This window comes from Nosocomiicoccus ampullae (genome assembly GCF_019357495.1).
Lineage (GTDB): Bacteria > Bacillota > Bacilli > Staphylococcales > Salinicoccaceae > Nosocomiicoccus > Nosocomiicoccus ampullae.
The window spans coordinates 1274377-1298826 of record NZ_CP079110.1 but is presented as its reverse complement, the minus strand read 5'-3'; the positions used below and the strand labels follow the sequence as shown (position 1 = coordinate 1298826).

At 35.1% G+C, this 24450-nt stretch carries 27 protein-coding genes and 1 riboswitch; of the genes, 16 read left to right on the top strand and 11 right to left on the bottom strand.

Annotated elements, in window-relative coordinates; all coding sequences use genetic code 11:
* Positions 1-53: 53 nt before the first annotated feature.
* Complete coding sequence (pdxR, locus tag KPF49_RS06825) at positions 54-1397, top strand: MocR-like pyridoxine biosynthesis transcription factor PdxR (RefSeq protein ID WP_183673835.1); 1344 nt, start codon at positions 54-56, stop codon at positions 1395-1397.
* Between the two features lie 74 nt (positions 1398-1471).
* Positions 1472-2209, top strand: coding sequence for a DUF6612 family protein (locus KPF49_RS06820; protein WP_183673837.1), 738 nt, complete (start codon positions 1472-1474; stop codon positions 2207-2209).
* Between the two features lie 155 nt (positions 2210-2364).
* Here the strand turns inward: KPF49_RS06820 and KPF49_RS06815 are convergent, their stop codons facing one another.
* Positions 2365-3207: an HAD family hydrolase gene (locus KPF49_RS06815; RefSeq protein WP_183673839.1), complete on the bottom strand. Its 843-nt coding sequence runs from the start codon at positions 3205-3207 to the stop codon at positions 2365-2367.
* 18 nt (positions 3208-3225) lie between these two features.
* Positions 3226-4125 (bottom strand): acetamidase/formamidase family protein, encoded by a 900-nt coding sequence (locus KPF49_RS06810; RefSeq protein WP_183673841.1) that lies wholly within the window; start codon positions 4123-4125, stop codon positions 3226-3228.
* Positions 4126-4261: 136 nt separating this feature from the next.
* Here KPF49_RS06810 and KPF49_RS06805 point away from each other — a divergent pair, with 136 nt between their 5' ends.
* From KPF49_RS06805 to KPF49_RS06775, 7 genes are all read left to right on the top strand, one after another.
* Positions 4262-4768: a GNAT family N-acetyltransferase gene (locus tag KPF49_RS06805; RefSeq protein WP_183673843.1), complete on the top strand. Its 507-nt coding sequence runs from the start codon at positions 4262-4264 to the stop codon at positions 4766-4768.
* Between the two features lie 79 nt (positions 4769-4847).
* Positions 4848-4950, top strand: a riboswitch (SAM riboswitch).
* Between the two features lie 60 nt (positions 4951-5010).
* The gene (locus KPF49_RS06800) at positions 5011-6027 is read left to right on the top strand and encodes a methionine ABC transporter ATP-binding protein (protein WP_246562721.1); all 1017 of its coding nucleotides are present in this window, start codon (positions 5011-5013) and stop codon (positions 6025-6027) included.
* A complete protein-coding gene (locus tag KPF49_RS06795; RefSeq protein WP_183673847.1) occupies positions 6020-6673 on the top strand; it encodes a methionine ABC transporter permease in 654 nt (217 codons plus the stop codon). Before KPF49_RS06800 ends, KPF49_RS06795 begins: the two co-directional genes overlap by 8 nt.
* A gap of 4 nt (positions 6674-6677) precedes the next feature.
* The gene (locus KPF49_RS06790; protein WP_183673849.1) at positions 6678-7478 is read left to right on the top strand and encodes a MetQ/NlpA family ABC transporter substrate-binding protein; all 801 of its coding nucleotides are present in this window, start codon (positions 6678-6680) and stop codon (positions 7476-7478) included.
* A 12-nt stretch (positions 7479-7490) separates the two neighbouring features.
* A complete protein-coding gene (locus KPF49_RS06785; RefSeq protein ID WP_183673851.1) occupies positions 7491-8294 on the top strand; it encodes a MetQ/NlpA family ABC transporter substrate-binding protein in 804 nt (267 codons plus the stop codon).
* 2 nt (positions 8295-8296) lie between these two features.
* Positions 8297-9460 carry a pyridoxal phosphate-dependent aminotransferase gene (locus KPF49_RS06780; RefSeq protein ID WP_246562719.1) on the top strand — a complete coding sequence of 388 codons (1164 nt, stop codon included), beginning with the start codon at positions 8297-8299 and terminating at the stop codon, positions 9458-9460.
* Positions 9461-9546: 86 nt separating this feature from the next.
* Complete coding sequence (locus KPF49_RS06775; protein ID WP_183673852.1) at positions 9547-9768, top strand: hypothetical protein; 222 nt, start codon at positions 9547-9549, stop codon at positions 9766-9768.
* 29 nt (positions 9769-9797) lie between these two features.
* Here KPF49_RS06775 and KPF49_RS06770 read toward each other — a convergent pair whose 3' ends face one another.
* From KPF49_RS06770 to KPF49_RS06750, 5 genes are all read right to left on the bottom strand, one after another.
* Positions 9798-10820: a lipoate--protein ligase gene (locus KPF49_RS06770; RefSeq protein ID WP_183673854.1), complete on the bottom strand. Its 1023-nt coding sequence runs from the start codon at positions 10818-10820 to the stop codon at positions 9798-9800.
* The gene (locus KPF49_RS06765; protein ID WP_219490182.1) at positions 10807-11703 is read right to left on the bottom strand and encodes an SIR2 family NAD-dependent protein deacylase; all 897 of its coding nucleotides are present in this window, start codon (positions 11701-11703) and stop codon (positions 10807-10809) included. Before KPF49_RS06765 ends, KPF49_RS06770 begins: the two co-directional genes overlap by 14 nt.
* A 6-nt stretch (positions 11704-11709) precedes the next feature.
* A complete protein-coding gene (locus KPF49_RS06760) occupies positions 11710-12480 on the bottom strand; it encodes a protein-ADP-ribose hydrolase (protein WP_183673858.1) in 771 nt (256 codons plus the stop codon).
* 63 nt (positions 12481-12543) lie between these two features.
* A complete protein-coding gene (locus KPF49_RS06755) occupies positions 12544-12879 on the bottom strand; it encodes a glycine cleavage system H family protein (protein ID WP_183673861.1) in 336 nt (111 codons plus the stop codon).
* A gap of 18 nt (positions 12880-12897) precedes the next feature.
* Positions 12898-13899, bottom strand: a complete 1002-nt coding sequence (locus tag KPF49_RS06750; RefSeq protein WP_219490095.1) for an LLM class flavin-dependent oxidoreductase — start codon at positions 13897-13899, stop codon at positions 12898-12900.
* Between the two features lie 121 nt (positions 13900-14020).
* Between KPF49_RS06750 and KPF49_RS06745 the strand changes: the two genes are divergently transcribed.
* The 3 genes from KPF49_RS06745 (at position 14021) to KPF49_RS06735 (ending at position 16402) form a co-directional block, all read left to right on the top strand.
* Positions 14021-15211 (top strand): NADH-dependent flavin oxidoreductase, encoded by a 1191-nt coding sequence (locus KPF49_RS06745; protein ID WP_183673863.1) that lies wholly within the window; start codon positions 14021-14023, stop codon positions 15209-15211.
* 63 nt (positions 15212-15274) lie between these two features.
* On the top strand, positions 15275-15691 hold the full coding sequence (locus KPF49_RS06740) for an OsmC family protein (RefSeq protein ID WP_183673865.1): 417 nt from the start codon (positions 15275-15277) through the stop codon (positions 15689-15691).
* Positions 15692-15721: 30 nt separating this feature from the next.
* The gene (locus KPF49_RS06735) at positions 15722-16402 is read left to right on the top strand and encodes an ATP-binding cassette domain-containing protein (protein ID WP_183673867.1); all 681 of its coding nucleotides are present in this window, start codon (positions 15722-15724) and stop codon (positions 16400-16402) included.
* On the opposite strand, the gene coaW is transcribed toward KPF49_RS06735, so the two are convergent.
* Both coaW and KPF49_RS06725 read right to left on the bottom strand, forming a co-directional pair.
* Positions 16389-17204, bottom strand: a complete 816-nt coding sequence (gene coaW / locus KPF49_RS06730) for a type II pantothenate kinase (protein ID WP_183673869.1) — start codon at positions 17202-17204, stop codon at positions 16389-16391. The genes KPF49_RS06735 and coaW overlap by 14 nt on opposite strands.
* Before the next feature lie 79 nt (positions 17205-17283).
* A complete protein-coding gene (locus KPF49_RS06725) occupies positions 17284-18867 on the bottom strand; it encodes a BCCT family transporter (RefSeq protein ID WP_246562717.1) in 1584 nt (527 codons plus the stop codon).
* Between the two features lie 194 nt (positions 18868-19061).
* Here KPF49_RS06725 and rpoE point away from each other — a divergent pair, with 194 nt between their 5' ends.
* Both rpoE and KPF49_RS06715 read left to right on the top strand, forming a co-directional pair.
* Positions 19062-19538 carry a DNA-directed RNA polymerase subunit delta gene (gene rpoE, locus KPF49_RS06720; protein WP_183673884.1) on the top strand — a complete coding sequence of 159 codons (477 nt, stop codon included), beginning with the start codon at positions 19062-19064 and terminating at the stop codon, positions 19536-19538.
* Between the two features lie 127 nt (positions 19539-19665).
* On the top strand, positions 19666-21282 hold the full coding sequence (locus tag KPF49_RS06715; RefSeq protein WP_183673886.1) for a CTP synthase: 1617 nt from the start codon (positions 19666-19668) through the stop codon (positions 21280-21282).
* A 25-nt stretch (positions 21283-21307) separates the two neighbouring features.
* Here the strand turns inward: KPF49_RS06715 and KPF49_RS06710 are convergent, their stop codons facing one another.
* Both KPF49_RS06710 and KPF49_RS06705 read right to left on the bottom strand, forming a co-directional pair.
* On the bottom strand, positions 21308-21859 hold the full coding sequence (locus KPF49_RS06710; protein ID WP_183673888.1) for a 3'-5' exonuclease: 552 nt from the start codon (positions 21857-21859) through the stop codon (positions 21308-21310).
* Positions 21852-22367: a DUF2529 family protein gene (locus KPF49_RS06705; protein ID WP_183673890.1), complete on the bottom strand. Its 516-nt coding sequence runs from the start codon at positions 22365-22367 to the stop codon at positions 21852-21854. The genes KPF49_RS06710 and KPF49_RS06705 overlap by 8 nt, the downstream gene beginning before the upstream one ends.
* Before the next feature lie 116 nt (positions 22368-22483).
* Here KPF49_RS06705 and fsa point away from each other — a divergent pair, with 116 nt between their 5' ends.
* Positions 22484-23131 carry a fructose-6-phosphate aldolase gene (gene fsa, locus KPF49_RS06700; RefSeq protein WP_183673892.1) on the top strand — a complete coding sequence of 216 codons (648 nt, stop codon included), beginning with the start codon at positions 22484-22486 and terminating at the stop codon, positions 23129-23131.
* Positions 23132-23149: 18 nt separating this feature from the next.
* The gene (locus tag KPF49_RS06695) at positions 23150-24409 is read left to right on the top strand and encodes a UDP-N-acetylglucosamine 1-carboxyvinyltransferase (RefSeq protein WP_183673894.1); all 1260 of its coding nucleotides are present in this window, start codon (positions 23150-23152) and stop codon (positions 24407-24409) included.
* The last annotated feature ends 41 nt before the right edge of the window (positions 24410-24450 follow it).

Below are 24450 nucleotides of genomic sequence, written 5' to 3'. Positions count from 1 at the left end.
GATAATCTGATACTTAGAAATACTCAAAACTATATAAAAAACAGAGGTCAGTTATGGCATTATATTTAGACTTATACGAGTCACTAAAAAGACAAATAATTTCTGGAGATTACGAAACAAACGATAAATTACCGTCAAAACGCCAGTTAGAAAAACATTTAAACTTATCACAAACGACAATAGAACGCGCCTATGAACTCCTTCTAGACGAAGGGTTTATTTACTCTAAGCCAAGAAGTGGATATTACGTGAGTAAACTAGAAGTGCTACCAGTTGTTCGAAAAGAAATTGAAGAAGTGAGTATTCAAAAAGATAAAAAAACTTATGATTACGAGTTTAAAACTGCACAAGTTGACGTCGAACACTTCCCGTTTGATATGTTTCGAAAACTTTCAAGACAAGTATTTGATGAATCATTTGAAACACTCGTAAATGAAGACAGCAAACAAGGTTTATTTGAACTTCGTCAACAAATCGCTACTTACTTATTTAATAGTCGAGGGGTAAACGCTTCTCATGACCAAATTATTATCGGGTCGTCGACAAATCAGTTGATTGAACATGTCGTTCAAATTTTAAAAAAGCAAAAGTTTATGATTGAGGCACCGAGCTATCCACCAGCGCGTGATGTTTTAGAAAAATATAATATAGATTACGTTAAAATACCGCTTAAAAGAGATGGTATTTGCATGGAATCTGTAAAAAAGAGTAATCACGACGTTATTTTTGTTACACCAAGTCATCATTTTCCAACGGGTACAGTACTTACGATTGAAAAGCGTACGCGTCTTTTAAAATGGGCATATGAAAAAGAAAATCGGTATATTATTGAAGATGATTATGACTCAGAGTTTCGATATTTTAAAAAGCCACTACCTGCATTACAAAGTTTAGATACAGAAAACAGAGTAATATATATTAGTACATTTTCTAAAGCATTATTTCCGTCACTAAGAATGGCGTATATGGTACTGCCAAAAGAGTTGTTACAAGATTTTCATCAGTTAGAATATATCGAGTCAAATACTGTGCCGATTCATATGCAGCAAATAATGGCGTTATTTTTAAGAAGCGGTCATTTCGATCGACACTTAAATAAAATGCGTCATATTTATAAAAAGAAAATATCATATATTATTAAACGTCTTAAACCTTATCAAAATGAGTTAACAATCAGCGGGGAACAAGCGGGTATGCATTTTGTGTTAACTGTAAATAATGATTTAACGCTCGAAGAATGTTTAATGCGTGCGCGACAAAATAGTTTAAAAATAGAGCCAATGTATACGTACGACAAAGAACATAAAGCGGTATCATTTGTGATTGGCTTTGGAGGTATTAAATTTAATGAACTAAAAAAACATATGGATGTCTTAATCGACACATTAACAATGTAAGGTAGTTATTATTAGTTTTCGTGTAATTGTCATGGTATTATCAAAAGTGAAGAGTATTAACGGAGGAATCATGGATGAGACTAACACGCTTATTTATATTAGGTTTAAGTTCTTTTTTAATACTGACTGCTTGTTCGACTGAAGAAGAGGTAAAAGAAAGTACAACAGAAGAAAAGGCAGAACCAAAAGAAGTGACTGAAGCGGACATAGATGACGAAGTCTTACAAAAAGTTGTAGATCAATCAAAAGAAGTAGAATCTTATCATACTTCACTAGACATTGAAGCTGAACTAGATGAAGAGGAAGATGAGACAATCAACGTAGAAGTCGATTATATCAATTCAAACCCACCAGAAATTTCGCTCTCTTCTTTCGATGTATTAAGAACTGTTTCTAAAGATGGTCACACATATTTTAATAACGATGAAGAGTGGGTTGAAATTACAGATTCTGTTGAAGAATCTGCATTATTTAGTGTGACTTATCAACAAGTCGTAAACACACTCATGACAGTTAAAGATAAACTTGAACATGAAACAAAGGACGGTAAAGATGTCTATAAATACGAAGGAAATGACGAAAATGTTTACCGTGCGATTGAACGGTTAATTCATGTGAACTTCGGAAATGTTGATGTTTCAAATAACGATACAAAACTTAAGTTTGTAATTAATAATGACAAACTTATCGAAAAAGTAGAATTTGATGTGGAAATTAATGATGATGAAGGCAACGTAGAGTTAAAAGGTGAAAGTAATTTCAGCCAATTTAACGAAGTAAAAGAAATAGAACTCCCTAAAGAAATAGAGTAAAAGACTAGCCGGGGCTAGTCTTTTTTAGTCTTCAATATTTTGTAAATATAATTTTGAAGAGAAGTTAATTCTCCTTCAAGGTACAGTTGGACACGAAACTGATTTACTTGATGTCGCAGCAAGGTCACGTATTTTATATTCAAAAAAGAAGCGCATTATAAGTAATGCGCTTCAATATATCGTGCGAGGCCATCATCATCATTTGTGTGTTCAGTAATATCATCACTTAACAACTTTAACTCATTAATCGCATTTTTCATCGCGATAGATTTACCCGCTACTTTAAACATCGGAATGTCATTCATACTATCTCCGAAGACGTGAATGTCTGATAACTCGATATTAAAATACTTCGACAATACTTTTAACCCTGTAGCTTTATCGACGCCTGGTACCATAATTTCAGAGTTATGCGCTGCTGTTTGGTATAGTGCATATTTTGTGTTTTTCTCTGAATTGTTATCAAGTGTTTTGTAAAACTTATTAATTTTATCTTTAGAGTTACTAAAGAAGTATAGTTTAATAACATCTTCTAGATCGACCGTATCTACCCACTGATTACTATCTTTAATACTACGATTCGCGCCGATTGTTTCGTACGCAAGTACATCTTCTTCAGGAGGGTGAAGTAAATCCTCTAATGAATATTCTTTATCTTCTTTAAATGTAAACGGCCCATCATTTGTCGTATTGATTTCATAGTAGACATGTTGGTCTCGAGCAATAGAGATGACTTCTTCAACCGTTTCTTTTTTAAACGTTGAATTTCTTAACGTTTTTCCGTCAGCCATAACGACAACGCCACTCGCTGCAACGAATCCGTCTACTGGTAAGTCTTCAGGAATTTTAGTTTTTAATGATTTCATCGAACGTCCTGTAGCGATAAAAACCAATGTGCCATTTTCGTGAAGTGTTTCAATTGTTCTTTTTAAATGGTCACTGAACTTACCATCATTTGTTAAAGCGGTACTATCTAAATCTATTGCGACTGCTTTCATATGAAAGCCTCCTATTCATTATTTTAAGTTAATATTTAATTCATCTAAAATATATTGTGGTACGAAGAAACGTGCAGTTTTTAAAGGATCAACGACTTGGTTAATTTCAGTTTGACCGACTAAACTCATCAGCATTGTCAGCTCTGGTAGTGTTAACGTCGTTCTTGGCTCTAAAATATTTTGAATCATCACCTGTACGGACTGATCAACTGATTCGTCTAAACTTTCGTGAGAAACAAACTGATAAATTCCGTCATCATTTACTAAAATAGGGTGTTCAGTTTGTATGTTTTCAGCTTTTTCTAACGTTACCGTGACAGAACCTTCAACTTCTAGACCAGTGACAGAAATTTCACCATCACCCATTGCACCGTGTAAGTCTCCTAATCCAAATAATGCACCGTCGTGGTAGACCGGTAAGTAAAGTGTTGCACCAGTAGTGACTTTAACAGAGTCCATATTACCACCGTGTGTATCTGGTGTACCGTTATTGATTGCTTCATCTTTTGGTGCAACCCCAATGACTCCGACCATTTTATTTAGTGGTATTTTAATACCGTTAAAGTCGACTGTATCGTCTTTAATTTCGAGGACTTTAATTGTTGGTTCGTGTAAATATTTACCCATTACTCCAGCATCAGGAACAGTTAGCATAACACCTTTATCACGGATTTCAACATCTTCAATCGTTACTTTTAAAACGTCACCTGCTTGAATACCATTCACGTAAATTGGCCCTGTTGCAGGATTCATTTTGTCCCAGTCGAGTGCGTCAAATTCGTAACTTTCATCTTGTATTTGATTTGTAAAACAATCAAGAGTGTCTATTTTAACTGTATCTCCAGCCTCTACAGTTAACTTAGGTTCGTTATCTTTAGACATGTGGTAAAAATAATGTTCATTAGAAAGATGTTTCATATTAATGCCCTCCTTTATAATCATCTTAATTGTTACAAATTATTAGAGAGATGTCTATTTAAGCGCTAAACAGACGAAGTGAGATAGTAAAATTTACATGTTACTATAGATTTAACTTTGAAAAGGATGGGATTATATGAATTTTGAAATACGTCAACCTAGAATTGAAGATGCAGAATCAGTGATAGAACATAAAATTAAAGTAACAAAAGAAAATCCAGACACACTTGCAACAGCAATTGAAAACCAAGAACCAGATTTAAATGATCAAATAGAAAAGATAAAAAATACAGGTGAAAATGACTTAAAACTCGTTGCAGTAGATAGCGATAAAGTGATTGGAATCATTAATATGTTCCACGATCATCGTCATAAATTCCGTCACATTGGACAATTTGGAATTAGTGTTCAACAAGAATACGCGGGTCACGGTATTGGTTCTAAATTAATAGAGGAAGTTGTGCAATTCGCTAAAGAGAATGAACATATCGAAAAACTGATTTTAACAGTGTTCGGTAATAATGACGGCGCGATTCGACTGTACGAAAAATTCGGATTTGAAACCGAAGCGACGTTAAAAGACCAAGTTAAACTAAACGATGGCAGTTATACGGATTTAATTTATATGTCTAAATGGGTTTAATAAAGAATTTTCAAACAATTTAGAAAAAGGTATTGCCAAACATTAAAAAGTAATATACGATTATCATTAAATTAAATAATAAATATCAAGAGAACTCGAGGGATTTGGCCCAATGACAGTTCAGCAGCGGGCTTTTATAGTACTGTGCTAAATCCAACGAGCAGATGCTTGACAGATATCTAAACACCATTTGCTCTCATATAGAGTAAATGGTTTTTTTATTATTACAGGGGGGATTTGTTTTGAGTAGTATTGAATTAAAAGGCGTTAAAAAGACATATCAGTTAAAAGATAAGTCAGTTGAAGCGTTAAAAATGACAGATTTACATATTAAATCTGGTGAAATTTTTGGTCTGATTGGTTTTAGTGGTGCAGGTAAGAGTACTTTAATTCGACTGATTAACTTACTTGAAACTCCAACAAGTGGTGAAGTGATTGTCGGAGAGGATAACTTAACAAAATTATCTAAAGAAAAACTTCGTGTTAAAAGACAAAAGATTGGTATGGTGTTTCAGCACTTTAACTTAATTAGTAGTAAAACAGTATCTGAAAATATCAAATTCGTTTTAAAAGCAGCGAAATATCCAAAAGATAAAAGAGATGCTAAAGTCAATGAGTTGTTGAAACTCGTTGGCCTATCTGATAAAAAAGACGTCCTCCCAAGTAATCTAAGTGGTGGTCAAAAACAGCGTGTCGGAATTGCAAGAGCACTTGCCAATGACCCAGAAGTATTACTTTGTGACGAAGCAACAAGTGCATTAGACCCGGAAATTACTAAAGAGATATTAAATCTATTAAAAGATATCAATAAAAAACTCGGGCTAACGATCGTATTAATTACTCACGAAATGGAAGTCATTAAAGAAGTCGCACATCGCGTTGGAGTAATGTCAAATGGTGAGATTATCGAAATTGATAACGTATATAACATTTTTAGTAACCCAACACACAGTGTGACAAAAGGGTTTGTTCAAGAGATTTACGATTTCGAAGTACCTCCGCATATTCAAACGTCTAATACGAATCGTATAATTACGTTAAAGTTCGTAAAAGATACTGCGGAAGGAAATCATTTAAATCAGTTATATAAGCTATTTGATTTAGATATTAGTATTTTAAACGGTCGTATCGAATATATTAATGGTGATCCACTTGGCTTACTTATGTTGCAAGTAGTTGGAGATGAAGCTGAAATTAAACGATTCTTTGAACATATTGATGATACTAAAGGGTTAGAGAGGGCTGAAATTTATGGATAAATTAGACACTATTTTACCATTACTATACCGCTCATTTTTAGAAACAGTTTTGATGGTATCTATTTCAATTTTCTTTGCGGTATTAATTGGATTACCATTAGGAATTTTACTTTTTGTAACGAGTGAACGTCAATTATTTAAAGCCAAAACTTTAAATACAGTTTTAGGATTTATAGTAAACGTTGTACGTAGTTTCCCGTTCATTATTTTAATCGTTGCAATTATGCCATTTGCAACTTGGTTAGTAAATGCATCACACGGTCCAATATTTGCATCAGTCGCACTAAGTATTGCGGCAATTCCGTTATTTGCGAGACTTGCAGAATCAAGTTTTCACAGTATCGACAAAGGAGTAATTGAAGCAAGTATTGCTGGTGGTGCACCACTTTCACAAATTATTACTGACGTGTTAATCCCAGAATCAAAAAGAAGTTTAACACAAGCGATTACGTTAACAATCATCTCTATTATCGCATTTAGTGCGACAGCAGGAGTTGTTGGTGGTGGGGGTATCGGTGACTTAGCGATCCGATATGGTTATTACCGCTATGATACGTTCGTAATGTTAATTACGGTTGTATTATTAATAATTATCGTTCAACTTGTTCAGTGGATTGGAGATTTCTTAAGTAATAGAGAGGGGTAGGAATATGAGAAATATTGTTTTATTTCTAGTATCTTGTCTCGTTGTCATCGGGCTATCTCTCTTTTTACTAAATGAAAAAGAAGGCGAAATTATTACGATAGGTGCAACGAGTGGTCCTTATACAGATATGGTGAATAATGGTATGAAGCCAGAGTTAGAAAATATGGGATATACTGTAGAAGTTGTAGAATATTCAGATTACATTCAGCCAAACAATGCACTAATTAACGGTCATTTAGATGCGAACGTTTATCAAAATAAATGGTTTATGGATAACTTTAATGATTCAGAAAATGAAAATTTAGTCAGCTTAATTGAGGTGCCAACTGCACCAATGGCACTCTATTCTAATAAATATAACTCATTAGATGAAATCGAGCAGGGCAGTGAAATTGCCTTACCACCAGATCCAGCCAACGTATCAAGATCATTTAAAGTATTGGATGACGCTGGTTTAATTACGTTAAAAGAAGATGCAGATCTATTTAGACTGACAGAATCAGATATTATTGAAAATAAAAAAGATCTGAAATTTATATTCCAAGATGCAGGACAACTACCAAGAAGTGTAGACCAAATCGGGTTATCAATGGTTCCAGGGAGTTATGCGATTGTCAGTGGATTAGATTTAAATGATTCAATTCAATTAGAAAAAATGCATAATCAAATTACAACGCTAGTCGTTGTAGATGAAGAAAACAAAGATTCACAATTAGCAAAAGACTTAATAAAATCAGTTGAATCTGAAAATTTTAAAGAAGTTATTGAAGAAGACTTCGACGGATTCGTACTAAGTGAAGAGTAAAAGAGGGATTAGATGAAAGGAATAATACAATTTTTAGTTGGTACACTCATTGTTGTATTTTTATCTTGGTTTTTACTCCAAGAAAAAGCAGAAGAAAAAATTGTCATCGGTGCAACGAGTGGGCCATTTACAGATATGGTTGAAAAAGCGATTCGACCTGAACTTGAAGATATGGGCTATACTGTTGAGGTCGTTGAGTATTCAGATTGGATTCAACCTAATACCGCACTTGAAAACGGTGATTTAGATGCAAATCTATTTCAAAATATTACATTTATGAATGACTATAATGATAAAAACGACGCAAATTTAATAGATTTAATTCAAGTGCCGACTGCACCAATGGGACTATATTCTGGTAAATATGATTCTTTAGAAGAGATTGAAAGTGGTAGCGAAGTCGCTTTACCACCAGATCCGACAAACATGAGTCGAGCGTTTATGGTATTAGATGATGCTGGCTTAATTAAATTAAAAGAAGATGTTGATATCTTTGATATCACAGAAGATGATATTATAGAAAATAACAAGAACTTAAAGTTTGTGTTCCAAGATGCAGGTCAGCTTCCTAGAAGTGTCGATCAAATCGGGCTATCACTTGTCCCAGGTAACTTCGCCCTCGCAAGTGATATGAAACTAGAAGATGCGCTCGTCTTAGAAAAAATGTCAAAATACTTTAGAAATAGAATCGTTGTAAACGATGATTTAGCATCTGATAAAGTTCGTGAAGACTTAATTAAAGCAGTACAATCTGAAGGATTTAACGAAGTTATAGACGAGGAATTTAAAGGTTTTGACAAACCGGAGGATGAATAATATTGACAAACTCACGCTTAAAAAGATTAGAAGTAGATTTCTTTAGTACGCTTGATGACCGTTTAAAAGATATTGAAATTAGCGACAAAGAATTAATCAACATGTCGATTGGAGTACCAGATGGGCGTACTCCGGATCACGTTTTAGAAAGCGTAAAATCATCGATAGATGATATTCAAAATCATAAATATGCAGGATTTAAAGTTCGAGAGAATTTAATTCAAGCAGTTAAAGATTTTTATAAAAGACATTATGATGTACATTTAGAAGATGAAAATATTGCATTACTTTACGGTACTAAGAACGCAATACTTACATTTCCAAGTTTCTTTATCGAGCCTGGTGAAGGTGTGTTTCTTCCTAATCCTGGGTATGTGGATTATTTACCAGGAGTTAAGCTTGCAGGTGGTGAGCAATATAACTTAGATTTAACAGAAGAAAATAATTTTTTACCAGACTATAATCGTTTAAACCAAGAAGAATTAGATAATGCGCGTTTAATTGTTTTAAACTATCCTTCAAATCCACTCGGTGCAGTAGCAACTAAAGAATTTTTTGATGAAACAGTTGAACGTTTTAAGAATACGAACACTATGATTATTAACGATTTTGCTTATTCTGCATTTGGTTTTGATAAAAAAGCACCGAGTATTTTACAAAGCGATCAAAACTTTGAAACATCAATGGAATTATTCTCATTATCTAAAGGATTTAACATGTCTGGTTTTCGTATCGGATTTGCTGTAGGAAATAAAGATATGGTTGGTACTTTAAATAGATACCACGCATATTCACAAGCTGGTATGTGGGGAGTTCAACAAGAAGCTGCTACAACAGCATTAAATGATTCAGATGACTTTTTAGTAAAGCAAAATGAAATCTTTAAACGTCGACGCGATAAATTTTTAAATGGACTTCGTGAAGCGGGTATTCCGGTAAATAATATCGAAGGTGGAATATTCGGATGGGTAGAGACACCAAAAGGATTTAACGGTGAAGAGTTCTTTGAATACTTATTAAAAGAACAATCCATCATGGTTATTCCAGGAGTTCCGTTTGGACCGCTTGGTGAAAACAGAATTAGAGTATCTCTTGCGATTCCAGATGAAGATTTAGAAGAATGTATTGAGCGATTTAAATCAATTAAACATTTATGGGAAGAATAGTAAATGTAACGAAATATTCAAAAATGCATGTAAAGTGATACGATAGTCATGTTACATTGGAATTAATAAGAGGTAGGAGATATCTTATGATGAAAACTTGGCAAGTATTTGTATATGCATTTATAGGTGCATTGTTTACAGGTGGTACAATCTTTTCAGTAACTGGAGCAATTACTCAAGAGAACCCACTGAGCTATGTACTTATATTCGGATTACTAATTGTACTATTTATTATTTTTACATTACTATTACTCTCATATAGAAAACACCGTCCGAGCGTTGAAGAAATGAAAGACGACCGCGAATAATAATCGCAGTCGTCTTTTCTTATATTCAATTAGCTTAAAATTAAATCAGTGAGTTCTTCTTTAGTAATATTACCGAAGTAATAATTAAGATCGATTTCAGAAAGTCTTTCAAGTAAGTCTTCACGTTTTACTCTTGTACCAATTAAATGATTACTTACGTCAGTAATTTCACCTTGGCCGAAGAAGTCTCCATAAATATGGCATTTTTCAATACGTCCTTCTTCAATTTCTAAGTGAATATCAACTGTTCCCGCTGTGGTACGACCATCTCTTTGGTAACTATAGCTTGGTGAATTCCCATAGTTCCAATCCCAATTTTTGTATTTCTCGTCGACGAGTTTGTCGATGTTTTTCCAGTCTTCATCGGTAAATTCATAACGTTTTGCGTCATCAACTGACGTAATATCGAGTAATTCTTTAATAATTAAATCTTTAAATTCATCTGTTGTAATATCTTGAAGCTCTGGTTTTAAATGTTCACGAATACTCGTTACACGACTTCTGACTGATTTAATCCCTTTAGACTCGATTTTCTTTTGATTTGGGTTTAATGATTCAAGCATACGTTCAGGGTGGATATCTAACAGTAATGAGAAACCACCATAGACACGACCGTGTGCTTTTGTCATCGCAGCACCTGATACTTTTTTACCGTCGATGAGTAGGTCGTTACGTCCACTTTGTTCAACATTTTTAACGCCTAAATTTTTCAGTGCTTGAATCACTGGTTCGTACATCATTTTGTAGTTACCATATAGACCACTTTCTTCAGGAATTAAGAAACAAACGTTGACTGCACCTTCATCAACAAGTACCGCGCCACCTCCAGTATCACGTCGTACAACGATAATTCCATTTTCATCTAAATAATCTTGATTAACTTCTGCACGTGCGTTTTGGAAACGTCCAATCTCTATTTTAGGTTTGCAGTAATAAGGAAAGATGATTCCTTCATCTAAGAAAATATTTTCGTTTGCATATACTTGCATTGCAAGTGCGTAGGCACCGTCGTCTACATATTCTCCGTTACGAAATGGTTCAATTAGATACATAATTTTGCTCCTTTAAAATTTGATTTGCACCGACGATCGTTTTTTGAATATCGTCAGTTAAAGTAATAGAGTGTGGTTTTATATCATTAGGAATTCGGTAAGCTTTTTGGTTCATAGTAACGAACTTAGCATCGGGGTTATTTCTAGTGAATCTCCAGAACGGATGTTTAATAAACTGAGGTGTCGTATAGCCGACGCCGATTTCTAAGTAGATTACTTTCCCGGTTTGATGCTCGTTTAAAAATGTTTCGTATCTCTCTTTTTGTTCAAAGAAATGAGGGCTTTCGACCATTCCTTTTTCAGCGTTACGCTTATTAATTTCCATTTTAGCGTTACATTTAGGACAAAATGGAATGAGCTCGTACGGAACTTTCATATCCTCTTGTTGTTCGACCATTTTTAACATCATTTCATCGTCACGATATGTGTCGTTATGACAGAATTGACTGCACTGCATCAGTGCGTATTCACCTTGATAGTAGAATACTTTATCCATATTATAATCTGCTTTGTAAAATGCATTATCAGCGTTTGTTGTAATGACGAAATATGGTTTTTCTTCTAACATTTCTCGTAACAAAGTGTATGATTTACCGACAGGTTGGTCGAGATAGTTTAATTTTACGAAACGACTTTGAAATGCCCAATATTCTTCTGTTGTTGGGAAATCAAAGAGGCTTGCTTGTAGCATATCGAAAAATCCATATTTTTCGATAAAGTCTGGGAAGTTTTTCTTAAAACGATCTCCAACATAAGTAAATCCATCAGATGCTGACATTCCAGCACCAATACCAACGACAACAGCATCTGCTTCTTTAATCAGTTCAGCGAGTGTTTCCTCATCTGAAGTATTTGTTTTAATATTCCAAGTAGACATAGTAATCCCTTTCTAGTTTAAAATACGATTATATATTTCATAATCTTCATCAGAAAATACGTTAAACACAACATTTATAGTAGAGTGTGTATCTTCTAAATATTCTTTAACTGCATTTGTTGCGATTGTTGCCGCTTCTTTTTTTGGAAATCCGAAGACTCCTGTAGATATACTACAAAAAGCGATTGACTTTAAATTGTTTTCATCAGCTAATTTTAATACACTCGTATAACATTTTTTGAGTAAATCTTTTTGCATATTCGATGCTTGTTTACTTTTCACATAAGGACCGACAGTGTGTATGACGTATTTTGACGGTAAGTTATACGCGTCTGTAATCTTCGCACGACCGACAGCTTCTTTTCTACCTTGTACCTCCATAATTTTAGAGCATTCGTAGCGTAGTTGTACGCCTGCTTTCGTATGGATAATATTATCGATGCAGTGGTGCCCTTTGATAAAACAACCGAGTAAATCAGAGTTTGCAGCATTTACAATCCCATCAATTTTTAACGTAGTTATGTCACCTTGAAATAAATAAAGCTGTGAATTATTTTTTATAGGTGATAGATCGTTAAAGTTGACGATATCATGGTTATATTCTTTTAAAAATTCGTCTTGAATATTTAAATATTTCTCGGGTAATAATTTAGGATTACGCACATTGACGAGATCACGGTACATATTAAATGCATGATCGATGTTAGTTGGTAGTGTATTCGTTATATGTGCTTCATTTTGTAGATATGTGATTAAATCTTTTGTGTTTTCTTTTAAATTCACGTGACTCCAGCCTTTCTCGCTTTAAAAAAGCTTACAATTTTAAAATTGTAAGCTTAGTTCATATTATTTTGCTTCGTCTAGAGCGTTAAATTCGCCTTCATCAACGTTTGTTAGTTTTACTACCCAGCTTTCCTCTGGATCTGAAGAGTTTAAGATTTCAGGGTTGTCGATTGCTTTAGTGTTTCTTTCAATAACTGTACCGTTAAGTGGTGACATTAAATCGAGTACAGTTTTTGAGCCTTCTAATTCTAGAAGTGAATCATCTTTTTTCACTTCGTCGTCTTTACTAAATTGAACATAACCAACAGTTCCAATGTCATCTTGTAGTTCAGGTGTTAAAATAAGTGTATATTCTTCACCTTTTTTTTCAATCCATAAATAGTTTGCTGTTCTTCTCATATAAAACAATCCTTCCTTTTATAAATCAAATGCTTCACTTAATAGTGTTAACGCATGTTTTCTATTTTTAAATTCTGGCATAAGTGGAATGACGACTAGTTCATCGGCATTTAATTCTTCTGCCAAGTCAGTAAGTTCTTTTTTAATCGTTGTTTTGTTACCGATGACCATACGTGTACGATTACTCTTTATACGTCTTAAATCTGTCTGCGTAAAATTATAATTCTCAGCAGTTTCTACTGATGGAAAATGACTAAATTCGTTAAAATTATTTTTACCGAGTAACCATACATCTAATGATTTCGTTAAACGATTGGCTTCTTCTGTAGTATCTGCGATAACGACAAACACTGCAATTGCTGCGTGTGCTGTGTCATTTGTTTTTGAAGGTTTAAATTCATTCTTGTAAATTTCAATCGCATGTTTTGCTGCTAACGTTTTATCTGTTGATGCATAAGGGAAGAAACCAAAAATATATCCCATACCTAATTTTGCTGCCATTTTTGCTGAGCGTTGGCTTGTACTTAACACCCACATGTTCGGAGGTGTTTTTATGAGTGGATGGACTGTAATATTCTCTTTTGAATCGTTAGAAAGTAAATCCTGAACTTCTTTTAGATGCGATTCATAGTCAAAGTTTTCTCTTGAAGATTCCATAGCCTTTTGAACAATAGTTGTTCCGAGTGTATTTCCAACACCTAAGTCTACACGACCAGGGTAGAGTGCTTCAAGCATACTAAAATTTTCTGCGATTTTTAACGGTGCATAGTGCGGAATCATAACACCAGCTGAACCGATGTTTATCGTTTTAGTTTCACCGAGTAACTTCATAATTAGTAACTCTGGACTACTGCTTGCGAATGCTTTAACATTGTGATGCTCTGCGACAAAGAAACGACTAAAGTTTAATTGTTCTGCGTGTTTTACAAGCTCGACTGTTTCGTTTACTGCTGTTACTCCATCTTTACCTTCGTCAACGACTGCATAATCGAGAATACTTACTTTAACGATAATAACCAATCCTTCTCAATTTAAAATAATTCGTCAAGCAACTATTATTATAATGGCAGTGTATTTTATAGTCAAAGAAAGTTAATGTGTTATGCTTAACGATAATAACTACGATATAAGGAGTATTATGATGAACGAAAAATTCAAACCATTATTTGAAGATTTTAAAATGCCAAATGGTGACGTCATCAACAACCGCTTTGTCCTATCACCGATGATTACTAATTCATCGACAAAAGATGGTGAAGTGACAACTGAAGACGTCCTATACCATGAAAGACGTAGTGACTCAGCACCGATTCTCGTTACAGGTGCAGCGTACATCGAGCCTTACGGGCAACTCTTTGAATATGGCTACAGTGTCGCAGATGATAAAAAAATCGACGGTTTAAAAAGACTTGCGGACTCAATGAAAAAGTCTGGCGGTAAAGCAATTTTACAACTGACACATGCCGGACGATTTGCAAACCAAGCGATTTTGGACTTAGGTGTTGTATACGGGCCGAGTTTTATGGAGTTAAATGTACCAGTAAAGCACCAAGTATTACCGATGTCTAAACGTAAAATCGATATGGTGATTGAAAACTATAGAGACGCGACTAAACGTGCGATTGAAGCAGGATTTGACGGCGTTGAAGTGTCAGCGGCACAGCGTCTTTTAATTCAAACATTTTTCTCAAAATTTTCTAATGAACGTGATGATGCATACGGTAACGATAGTTTAGAAAATCGTTCAAGATTTGGTTTAGAAGTATATGAAGCTGTCGCTGACGTGGTTAAAAAACATGCGCCAGAAGGTTTTATGTTAGGGTTTAGAGGAACACCTGAAGAAACAAGAGGAAGTGATGTTGGCTATACTGTTGAAGAATTTTTACAGTTTGTCGACGCACTTGAAAAAATCCGTCCGCTAGATTATCTTGCGATCGCAAGTTGGGGTAGAAATATTTATAAAGCAACAGTACGTGCTGAAGGTAAAAACGAGGGCGAGTATGTCAATAAAATTGTCTACGAACATGTCAAAGGTAAAATACCATTAATGGTCACAGGTGGTATTAATACTCCAGAAAAAGCATTAGAAGCGCTACAGTTTGGAGATATGGTCGGCATGTCGAGTCCATTTATTACTGAACCGGATTTTGTTAAAAAGTTAGAAGCGGGTAACGAAGATGAGATTACTTTACAGTTTGAAATCGATGAATTAAACGATTTAAAAATACCACAAGCAGCATTTAAAGATATCGTGAGAATGATGGACTATGGAGAAGGATTACCAAAAGATACACGCGATGAATTAAGAAGACTCGCTGACGAAAAAGAATGAGCAAAAATATTTAAAAATTTAAAGGGTATGAATTATACTGACTGAAGAAAGTAGGGATAATCAATGGAAGTTAAAGCAAAATGGAATGACGGATTGTCTTATGAATCTGTCGGAGTTAACAGTGGACATTCTGTCGTTATGGATGCGGGCGTTAAAGCAGGTGGAGAAGGTAAAGCACCTTCACCAATGGAAATGTTACTTCACGGAGTCGCAGGTTGTATGGGCATCGACATTAACAATTTTATTCGTCATCGTATTGATGGGGTGGATTCAATTGAAATTCATGTAGATGCAGATCAAAATGAGGAATTTCCAAAATACTTTACAGATGTCGCGATTACAGTGACTGCTAAAGGAAGTATTGATGGTAAACATATTAAACGAGCAGTCGAGTTAAGTCATGAAAAATACTGCTCGGCAATTAACTCATTAAAAGCAAATAGCCACGTTAAAGTGATTTATAACGGAGAAGAATTATAAACTGAAGGCAACTTCAGTTTATTTTTACATATGGAACTTTTTATAAAAGAATTGTCTGTTCACTATACTAATTTTGATTTAGACGTTCATAATTTATCTTTTCAAAAAGGGATTAACATGATAATCGGTGGAAATGGTAGTGGAAAAAGTACGTTATTAAACGGCATCATTGGCTATGAATTTAAGCATAGAAACGTTTTATTTAACAATGAGCAGCTCGTCTTAAATAAAGATGTTACGTATTTACCACAAAATTTAAATCGACCAGACATGACCATTAAAGACTTCACAGAGTTAACGAGTGGTCAAAATAGTGATGATTTATTAAAACAGTTTGATTTATATCACCTTAAAAACTTATCTTGTTTAAATGTTTCTGGTGGTGAGTTTAAACGTGCAGCGTTTGTCCAAGCTATACTTGAAAACAAACCAATATTAATACTCGATGAAATTGAACAAGGATTAGATATTAAATATAAAAAAGAGATGTTTCAATATATAAAAGAGTTATCTAAAGAACGGGTAGTTATTTTAAATGTGCATGACTTATCACTAGTTCTAAGTTATGCAGATAAGATTTTTGGTATGAAAAAAGGCAAGGTCAACATGACGACCTTGCCAAATGATATCACTGCAGATGATTTATCAGATGTTTTTAACGTACCAATTGAAATTACAACGTACAACGGTAAACGGCTTATTGTTCTGTAACTAAAATCGCACCAAGCGCACCGCTATATTCACCATTTTCAATAATATGCGGTTGAATACCTTTAAGTGATCCGTAGCTATGGATGACTGACTGCATCACGTCATTATCTTTTAACGTTGAACCGATTAATACGAGGTCATTCGTTTTAAAACCTTGAGCGAGTGTAACACCGAATGAAATCGCACCTTCAGCAACCATGCCAATGACGGATGCGAGTTTGTCAGCATCTGAAGCGGTCTTATGGTGATGCGGTTCGACACGTGCGAAGTTACTCGCGGTTAAATCAGGAGTTAACGGTTTTGGAATTGGACCATCTTTAAAAATGTGTTTTACTTTTAAATCTAGCGTGTCACGGTTTCCTTTTCTGGCAGTTTCAACGATTTTCTCAAATGTTTCATAACCTGTTAATAGTTGTGATAAGCCCATTAATGTACCGCCTCCGATTCCTGTACCCCCAACGCGGCGCTGTGTGTTATTTTCAACGACGTGAAAACTTGTTCCTGTCCCGATATTTAAGTAAACAAATCGGTCTAAATCGATATTTTGTTTTTTCATTAAATAAGTAAGGCCAGTATACGCCGCATCAAATTCAATTTGTAAATGCGTCTCGTGTTTTACATTTTCTGAAATATAAACACTACCGCCACCAGTTAAATATAACGTAACATTATCTAGTTTATTTAACTCTTCGATTAGTGTGTCAATTTCTTTTGATGGACGGCTTTCATAATGAAAGCTTCCGTCGTCATTTTGTGTTACAACTTTTGTTAGTGTTCCACCAGCGTCAATCCCGATTCTCATAATTTTCCTCCAACATACATAAATTTAGCACCCATTATACTACATGATGGGTGCTAAAAATATATTAAATTTTATTCAATTAATATTGTTTATGCTCTTCTTTTGCGTTATCACTGTGGCGACGTCTAGCGAGCGCTTTGTTTGGTTCTCTACGTATACTTCTCAGTACACTGAAAATCATTAATATAAGCACAATCGCAAACGGCAGTCCGGCAAGTAAACTTGCTGCTTGTAGACTCGTAAGTCCACCTGCAATAATTAACGCAATTGTAAGTACTCCGAGTAACACACCCCATAACACTTTCATGCGTAGTGGAGGGTTCTCGGTATCACCTAAACTCATCCCTGAAACGATAAATGTCGCAGAGTCAGCAGATGTTACTAAGAATAAGAAGATGAGTAAAATAGCTACAATTGAAGTGAGTGTAGTAAATGGCATCGTATTGAATAGCTCAAATAATGCGCGTGTTTCATCTTCTTGAACGATTGAAGCGATATCTGTGTTTTTAAATAAGTCTGAGTAAATTGCTGTACCACCAAGTGCACCTACCCATAAGAATGATAGAATCGGCGGTACGATTAAAATTCCCGCGACGTATTCACGAATTGTACGACCACGTGATACTCGAGCAACAAATGATCCGATAAATGGACTCCAAGCGATTACCCATGCCCAGTAGAATACTGTCCATTCTCTTGTCCAATCTCTATTATTATAAGGTTCTGCACGTAATGAGTATGAAACATAGTTTGAAATATAGTCTCCGATACCTAATACGATTGACTCCATAATAAAGCTAAACGGACCGAAGAAAATCATAAATACTGTGAGGAATAAAGCAAGTACCATGTTTAATGTACTAAAGAATTTCATTCCTTTTTCTAATCCCGTTACAGTCGATAAAATAAATATAGTTATCATAGCGACTGTTAAAACAATTTGAGTCACAGGACCTTGTGGTAAACCGAATGCATGGTTTAACCCACCGTCCATTTGTAAAATACCAAGACCAACGGATGTTGCCATTCCTGTAATTGTTGCGATGATTGCTAAAATATCGATAGCGTTTCTACTCTTTTGGTTGTAATTAAAACCAAATAATGGTTCGAGTGACGTTGAAACTAGTCCGTCACGATTTTTTCGGTACTGGAAATACCCAATCGCAAGTCCAGCGACCCCGAAAATTGACCACTGTGAAATTCCCCAGTGGAAATATGTGTAACCCATTGCGATTCTCGCCGCTTCAGCATCTTGAACTGGTCCACCTAAAAATGGTGCTTCAACGAAGTGTTGCATTGGTTCAGCGACCCCGAAGAATACGAGACCTACACCAAGACCACTTGAGAATAGCATTCCGATCCATGGCCAAAATGCGAATTCTGGTTCTGAATCATCGTCACCGAGTTTAATACGACCGTATGGTGATAGTGCTAAGAAAATAAGTAGCACACCAAATCCAAATACAAGTAGTAAAAAGAACCACGTAAAATTCTGAGAAATAACCGCATAAACAGCTTCAGAAGCTGCTTGGAATTGTTTTGGTATTATCATTGCAATAAGTGACGCACCGACAATTATAATTGCCGAAGTCCAAAACACTATTCCGAGGTTAAGTTTAGGAGCTTTTTTCTGTCTACTTTCAGTGGCGTTTTTATTTGTCACGCATTGTTTCCTCCTCATTTATATAACTTGCTTAATAGCTTACCCTAAAATGAGTGAAATAAACACACTTAATTTTATACAAAATACTTATAAAAAATTCATATACTACACTATTAAAAATACTTGCATTATATTAGTATTGAATGTAAGATATTTTTTATTGTTTAATGGAACGTATGAAAGGATGTCAAATTATGAAACTAGATGAATTCACTAAAGAAATGATCGATGAACAAGCATTTATTGACATGGCATATATTTACTTAGAAGAATTAGGAAAAGAAACGGACTTATATTCGATTATCGACAAGTTCCAAGAAATTGGTGGCTACACAGAAAAAGAAATTGAAAATCGTATTTTACAGTTCTATACAGACTTAAATACAGACGGTCGCTTCGTTTCAACTGAAGATGGTGTTTGGGGCCTAAGAAAATGGTTTACAGTAGATGATATTAACGACAAAATCGCACCAACAGTTCATAAATTTGAAGTTGTCGATGATGATGATTTAGAGGAATTCGAAGAAGATGAAGAAGCGCTTGAAGAAGACCTTGAAGAGGATGAAGATATCGATGAAGTGATCGATGACGAGGATATCGACACAGCAGATTTAAATATCGAAGAGGGCGATACGATTGAAGATGATTATGGCGACGGAGAAGAGTATTAATTTTATTGACAAATCATGAAATCGTGCTATTATTTTAATTGGGCTCCCTAAATTAGGGAAAAGTGAACGAGCTCCTTTCCAAGTGCATTTGGGAGGGAGATTTTTTTATTTATAGGAGGAATCTTACTTGACTAAGTATATATTTGTAACAGGTGGCGTTGTATCTTCTCTTGGTAAAGGTATTACAGCTGCATCACTCGGTAGAATTTTAAAAGCACGCGGATTTAAAGTAACAGTCCAAAAATTCGATCCTTATTTAAACGTGGATCCAGGTGAAATGAGCCCGTTTCAACATGGAGAAGTTTTTGTGACTGAAGATGGTGCAGAAACTGATTTAGATTTAGGGCACTATGAACGATTTATCGATATTACAGTAAACAAATACTCAAACGCTACAGCAGGTAAGATTTATTCAGAAGTGTTACGTAAAGAACGTAACGGTGATTATTTAGGTGGTACTGTTCAAGTCATTCCGCACATTACAAATGAAATTAAATCTAGAATGTTACGTAACGGCGAAGCGACAGATTCTGAAATTGTTATCACTGAAATTGGTGGGACGACTGGTGACATCGAAGGTCTTCCATTCATCGAAGCGATTCGCCAGTTAAGAACACAGCTCGGTAGAGAAAACGTAATGTACATACACTGTACATTGTTACCATACATTCGAGCAGCAGGCGAAATGAAAACTAAACCAACACAACACAGTGTTAAAGAACTTCGCGGTTTAGGCATTCAACCAGACATGATTGTCGTACGTACTGAATACGAAATGACAGAAGATTTACGTGGGAAAATTGCATTATTCTCTGACGTAAGTGAAGAAAATGTCATTGAAGCAAAAGATGAAGAAACTATTTACAACATCGTCTTAAGCTTACAACGTCAACATATGGATGACATTGTACTTAAAACATTAGGGCTAGAAAGTAGACGTGAAGCTAACTTAGACGACTGGGTACAAGTGTTAGAAAATATTCGTAATCTAAATCAAAAAGTAAAAATTGGTATCGTCGGTAAATACGTCGAACTTCAAGATGCATATCTTTCAATTGTTGAATCATTAAATCATGCAGGATTTGAAGAGTTAACAGAAATTGAAATTGACTGGATTTATGCAAAAGACGTGACTGACAAAAATGTAGATGAAATACTCGGTGGATTAGATGGTATTGTCGTTCCTGGAGGATTTGGCGACCAAGGTATTGAAGGTAAACTTGAAACGCTACGTTATGCACGTGAAACAGGTAAACCAGTACTTGGAATCAGTTTAGGTATGCAGTTAATGGCGATTGAAGCAGCGAGAAATATTTTAGGACTGAAAGATGCCAATTCAACAGAAATCGATCCAACGACACACTACCCAATTATCAACTTGATGAGTGAAGATGCGGAACTATTAGACCGCGCACATTCATTAAGAATTGGAAGTTATGATTCTGTCGTAGTCGAAGATACACTCGCTTCACAATTATACGGTGTTAAAGACATTAGTGAACGTCACCGTCATCGTTTCGAATTTAATAACGAATACGAAACACAGATGAAAGAAGCAGGACTTACATTTAGTGGTATGAGTGAAGATAGTAAATATAAAGAAATTATTGAAATTACAGATCATCCATTTTATATTGGTGCAGTATTCCACCCAGAATTTAAATCTAGACCGACTAGACCACATCCATTATTTAAAGGATTAGTTGAAGCGGCATTAAAAGAAAAAGAAAATAATGAAAAATAAGAAACGGCGTGCTCTGCACGCCGTTTTAATATTTTAATCTGTGTAAATATTTTTTATTGAGGTTTAAATAATCGTCTAATGACGAATACGACTGCAATAATCGATATGTGATCATCGCACATGCTTTAGCATCAGCAAGTGCATTATGGTGATTATTAAATGTTATATTATAGTAACGCATTAAGTTGTCTAGACTATAGCTATCGTTTTTAATCGTTTGCCTAGCGAGTAGTACACTATCAAAATACGTCATTTCTGGAATGTCTAATTCGTACTTTAGTAATGAGTGGTATAAAACATTCATATCAAAACGAGCGTTATGTGCAACGACTGGATAATTCCCAATAAAATCCATCATATAAGGAAAAACTTCAGAAAATATTGGAGACTGTTTCGTGTCATCATACGTAATGCCGTGTACTCTAATATTACCTTCACTAAAATAAGTTTCAGGATTAATAAGTGTGTAAAATTCTTCAGTCATAAGTTGACCGTCTATTTTAACCATACCGATACTACATGCCGACACGCGACTTCTATTTGCGGTTTCAAAGTCTAAAGCGACGAACTTATTCATATTTAGGATTCGTCATCTCTTCAATTAATATATATAAGTGATAGTAAATGAATAATAGCGCAGTACCGTAAGGGTTTAACACGCGCTCAAAGTCAGGCATCGGTACAAGCTTTCGTTTAGATGAAAGGTCGATAAAGTGATGTTTTTCTTGTAACTCTTCTTTATTGTCTTTTGTCGTATTTGAAATTAAAACGTAGTCGATAAATTTTTCATCTAGCTGATCGATAAATGTTCTCACCTCATCAGTATATTCTTTTGTAATGATTAAAAGACGATCAGGTGTTGTGATTTCATCTATTGAATTTAACGGTCGAATTGACGAAAGACTTTCTTCATTATTTAAAAAATAATCTTTAAAATATGATGCCTCATTAAAAGTTTTAAGTAAAATATTACCTTCAGACATCACTGCTTGAGCAAGTAGTCGTGCAGCAATTTCTATTTCTTCTTCTTGATGTTCTATATTATTAAATATATTTGTCATTTGAGTGTGTAGTATTTTATCCATAATAACTCCTTTAATTAAATCGTTTGTTATATCGTAACATGTTGTATTCGTTGAAGAGTAAGAAATACTTATCTATAATGACAATATATATATGTGAAAAGGAGAACACAAAAGTAATGAAATATTTTATCGATACAGCAAATATGAATGAAATAAAAGAAATATATGAATGGGGTGTGCTAAGCGGAGTGACGACAAACCCGTCGCTTGTCGCAAAAGAGAAAAACATCTCATTTCACGAACGTTTAGTTGAAATCTGTGAACTCGTTGATGGCCCTGTAAGTGGAGAGGTCATCTCACTTGAAGCAGACGGTATGATTGAAGAAGGAAGAGAACTTGCAAAGTTACATGAACATATTGTAGTTAAAATACCGATGTGTGCGGAAGGTATGAAAGCAGTAAAAGTATTATCTGAAGAGGGTATTAAAACGAACGTGACGTTAATTTTCAACTCAGTACAAGCACTCACTGCAGCACGTGCAGGTGCAACGTATGTGTCACCGTTTATCGGTCGTTTAGATGACATCGGTTTAGATGGTTTAGAATTAATACGTGATATTCACGATATCTTCGTGATTCATAATATCGATACTGAAATAATCGCAGCGAGCATTCGTAACGAAGGGCATGTACATGGTGCAGCGTTAAGTGGTGCAGATATTGCGACAATTCCATATAAGGTACTTAAAAAGTTAACAGATCATCCGTTAACTGATAAAGGAATTGAACAATTTTTACAAGATTGGAACCAAAAAGACTTATAGAGTACAGGAGTGGAGATTATGGAAGAAGTCATTCAAATAAATGGTGGGAATACACTCTCTGGTGAAGTCTATGTGAGTGGTGCAAAAAATAGTGCAGTCGCATTAATACCTGCAACACTTATGGCGAGTAATGGGGAAGTCACGTTAAAAGGTTTACCAAATATTTCTGATGTTGAGACGTTGGTGAGTCTTCTCGAAGATTTAGAAATTAAAACGTCTCTTTCTAATAACACATTAACAGTGAATGCGGAAAATGCAGAAAATATCCCGTTACCAAACGAAAAGGTTGAGTCATTACGTGCGTCTTATTATATGATGGGTGCGATGCTTGGTCGATTTAAAAAAGTTGTGATCGGTCAACCGGGTGGATGTCACTTAGGACCTAGACCAATCGATCAGCACATTAAAGGTTTTGAAGCATTAGGTGCGGAAGTGACAAATGAACATGGGGCACTTCACCTTGTTGCTGAGGAACTTGTTGGTGCTAAGATTTTCTTTGACGTAGTGAGTGTTGGTGCAACGATTAACGTTATGCTTGCAGCGTCAATGGCTAAAGGACGTACGGTATTAGAAAACGTTGCAAGAGAACCGGAAATTATTGACGTCGCTACACTTTTAAATAAGATGGGTGCTAACATTAAAGGTGCAGGTACTGAGACGATTCGTATTGAAGGTGTTGAAAGTTTAAATGGGGCCTCACATACGATTATCCCTGACAGAATTGAAGCAGGGTCTTATATTTCACTTGCAGCTGCGATAGGTGACGAAGTAAAAGTTAAAAACGTTATCCCAGAGCATTTAGAAGCACTATTTTCTAAATTAGAAGAAGCGGGTGTTGAGCTAGAAATCGATGACGATGACGTTATTGTCAGACGTTCCGAAAAACTCAAACCCGTTCAACTTAAAACTCAAGTATATCCAGGGTTCGCAACGGATTTACAACAACCCATTACACCACTTTTATTTTTAGCGGATGATACAAGTAAAATTACTGAAACGGTCTACCCTGCGAGGTTTAGACATATCGACGAGTTACGTCGAATGAATGCGAACGTTGAAAATAAAGGTGGATCTGTATTTATTCATCCGTCAACATTAAGTGGCACAGATGTTTACGCATCAGATTTACGTGCAGGTTTTTGTTTAGTTATTGCTGGCTTAATGGCAGAAGGGACAACGACAATATACAACATTCACCATATTATGCGTGGATATTCAAATATTATTAAAAAGTTAGAACAGCTCGGTGCGGATATTAAACTTGTCGAAAGAGAGTAATTTTACTCTCTTTTTTATTTTTATCGATTACTTTTGTTGTG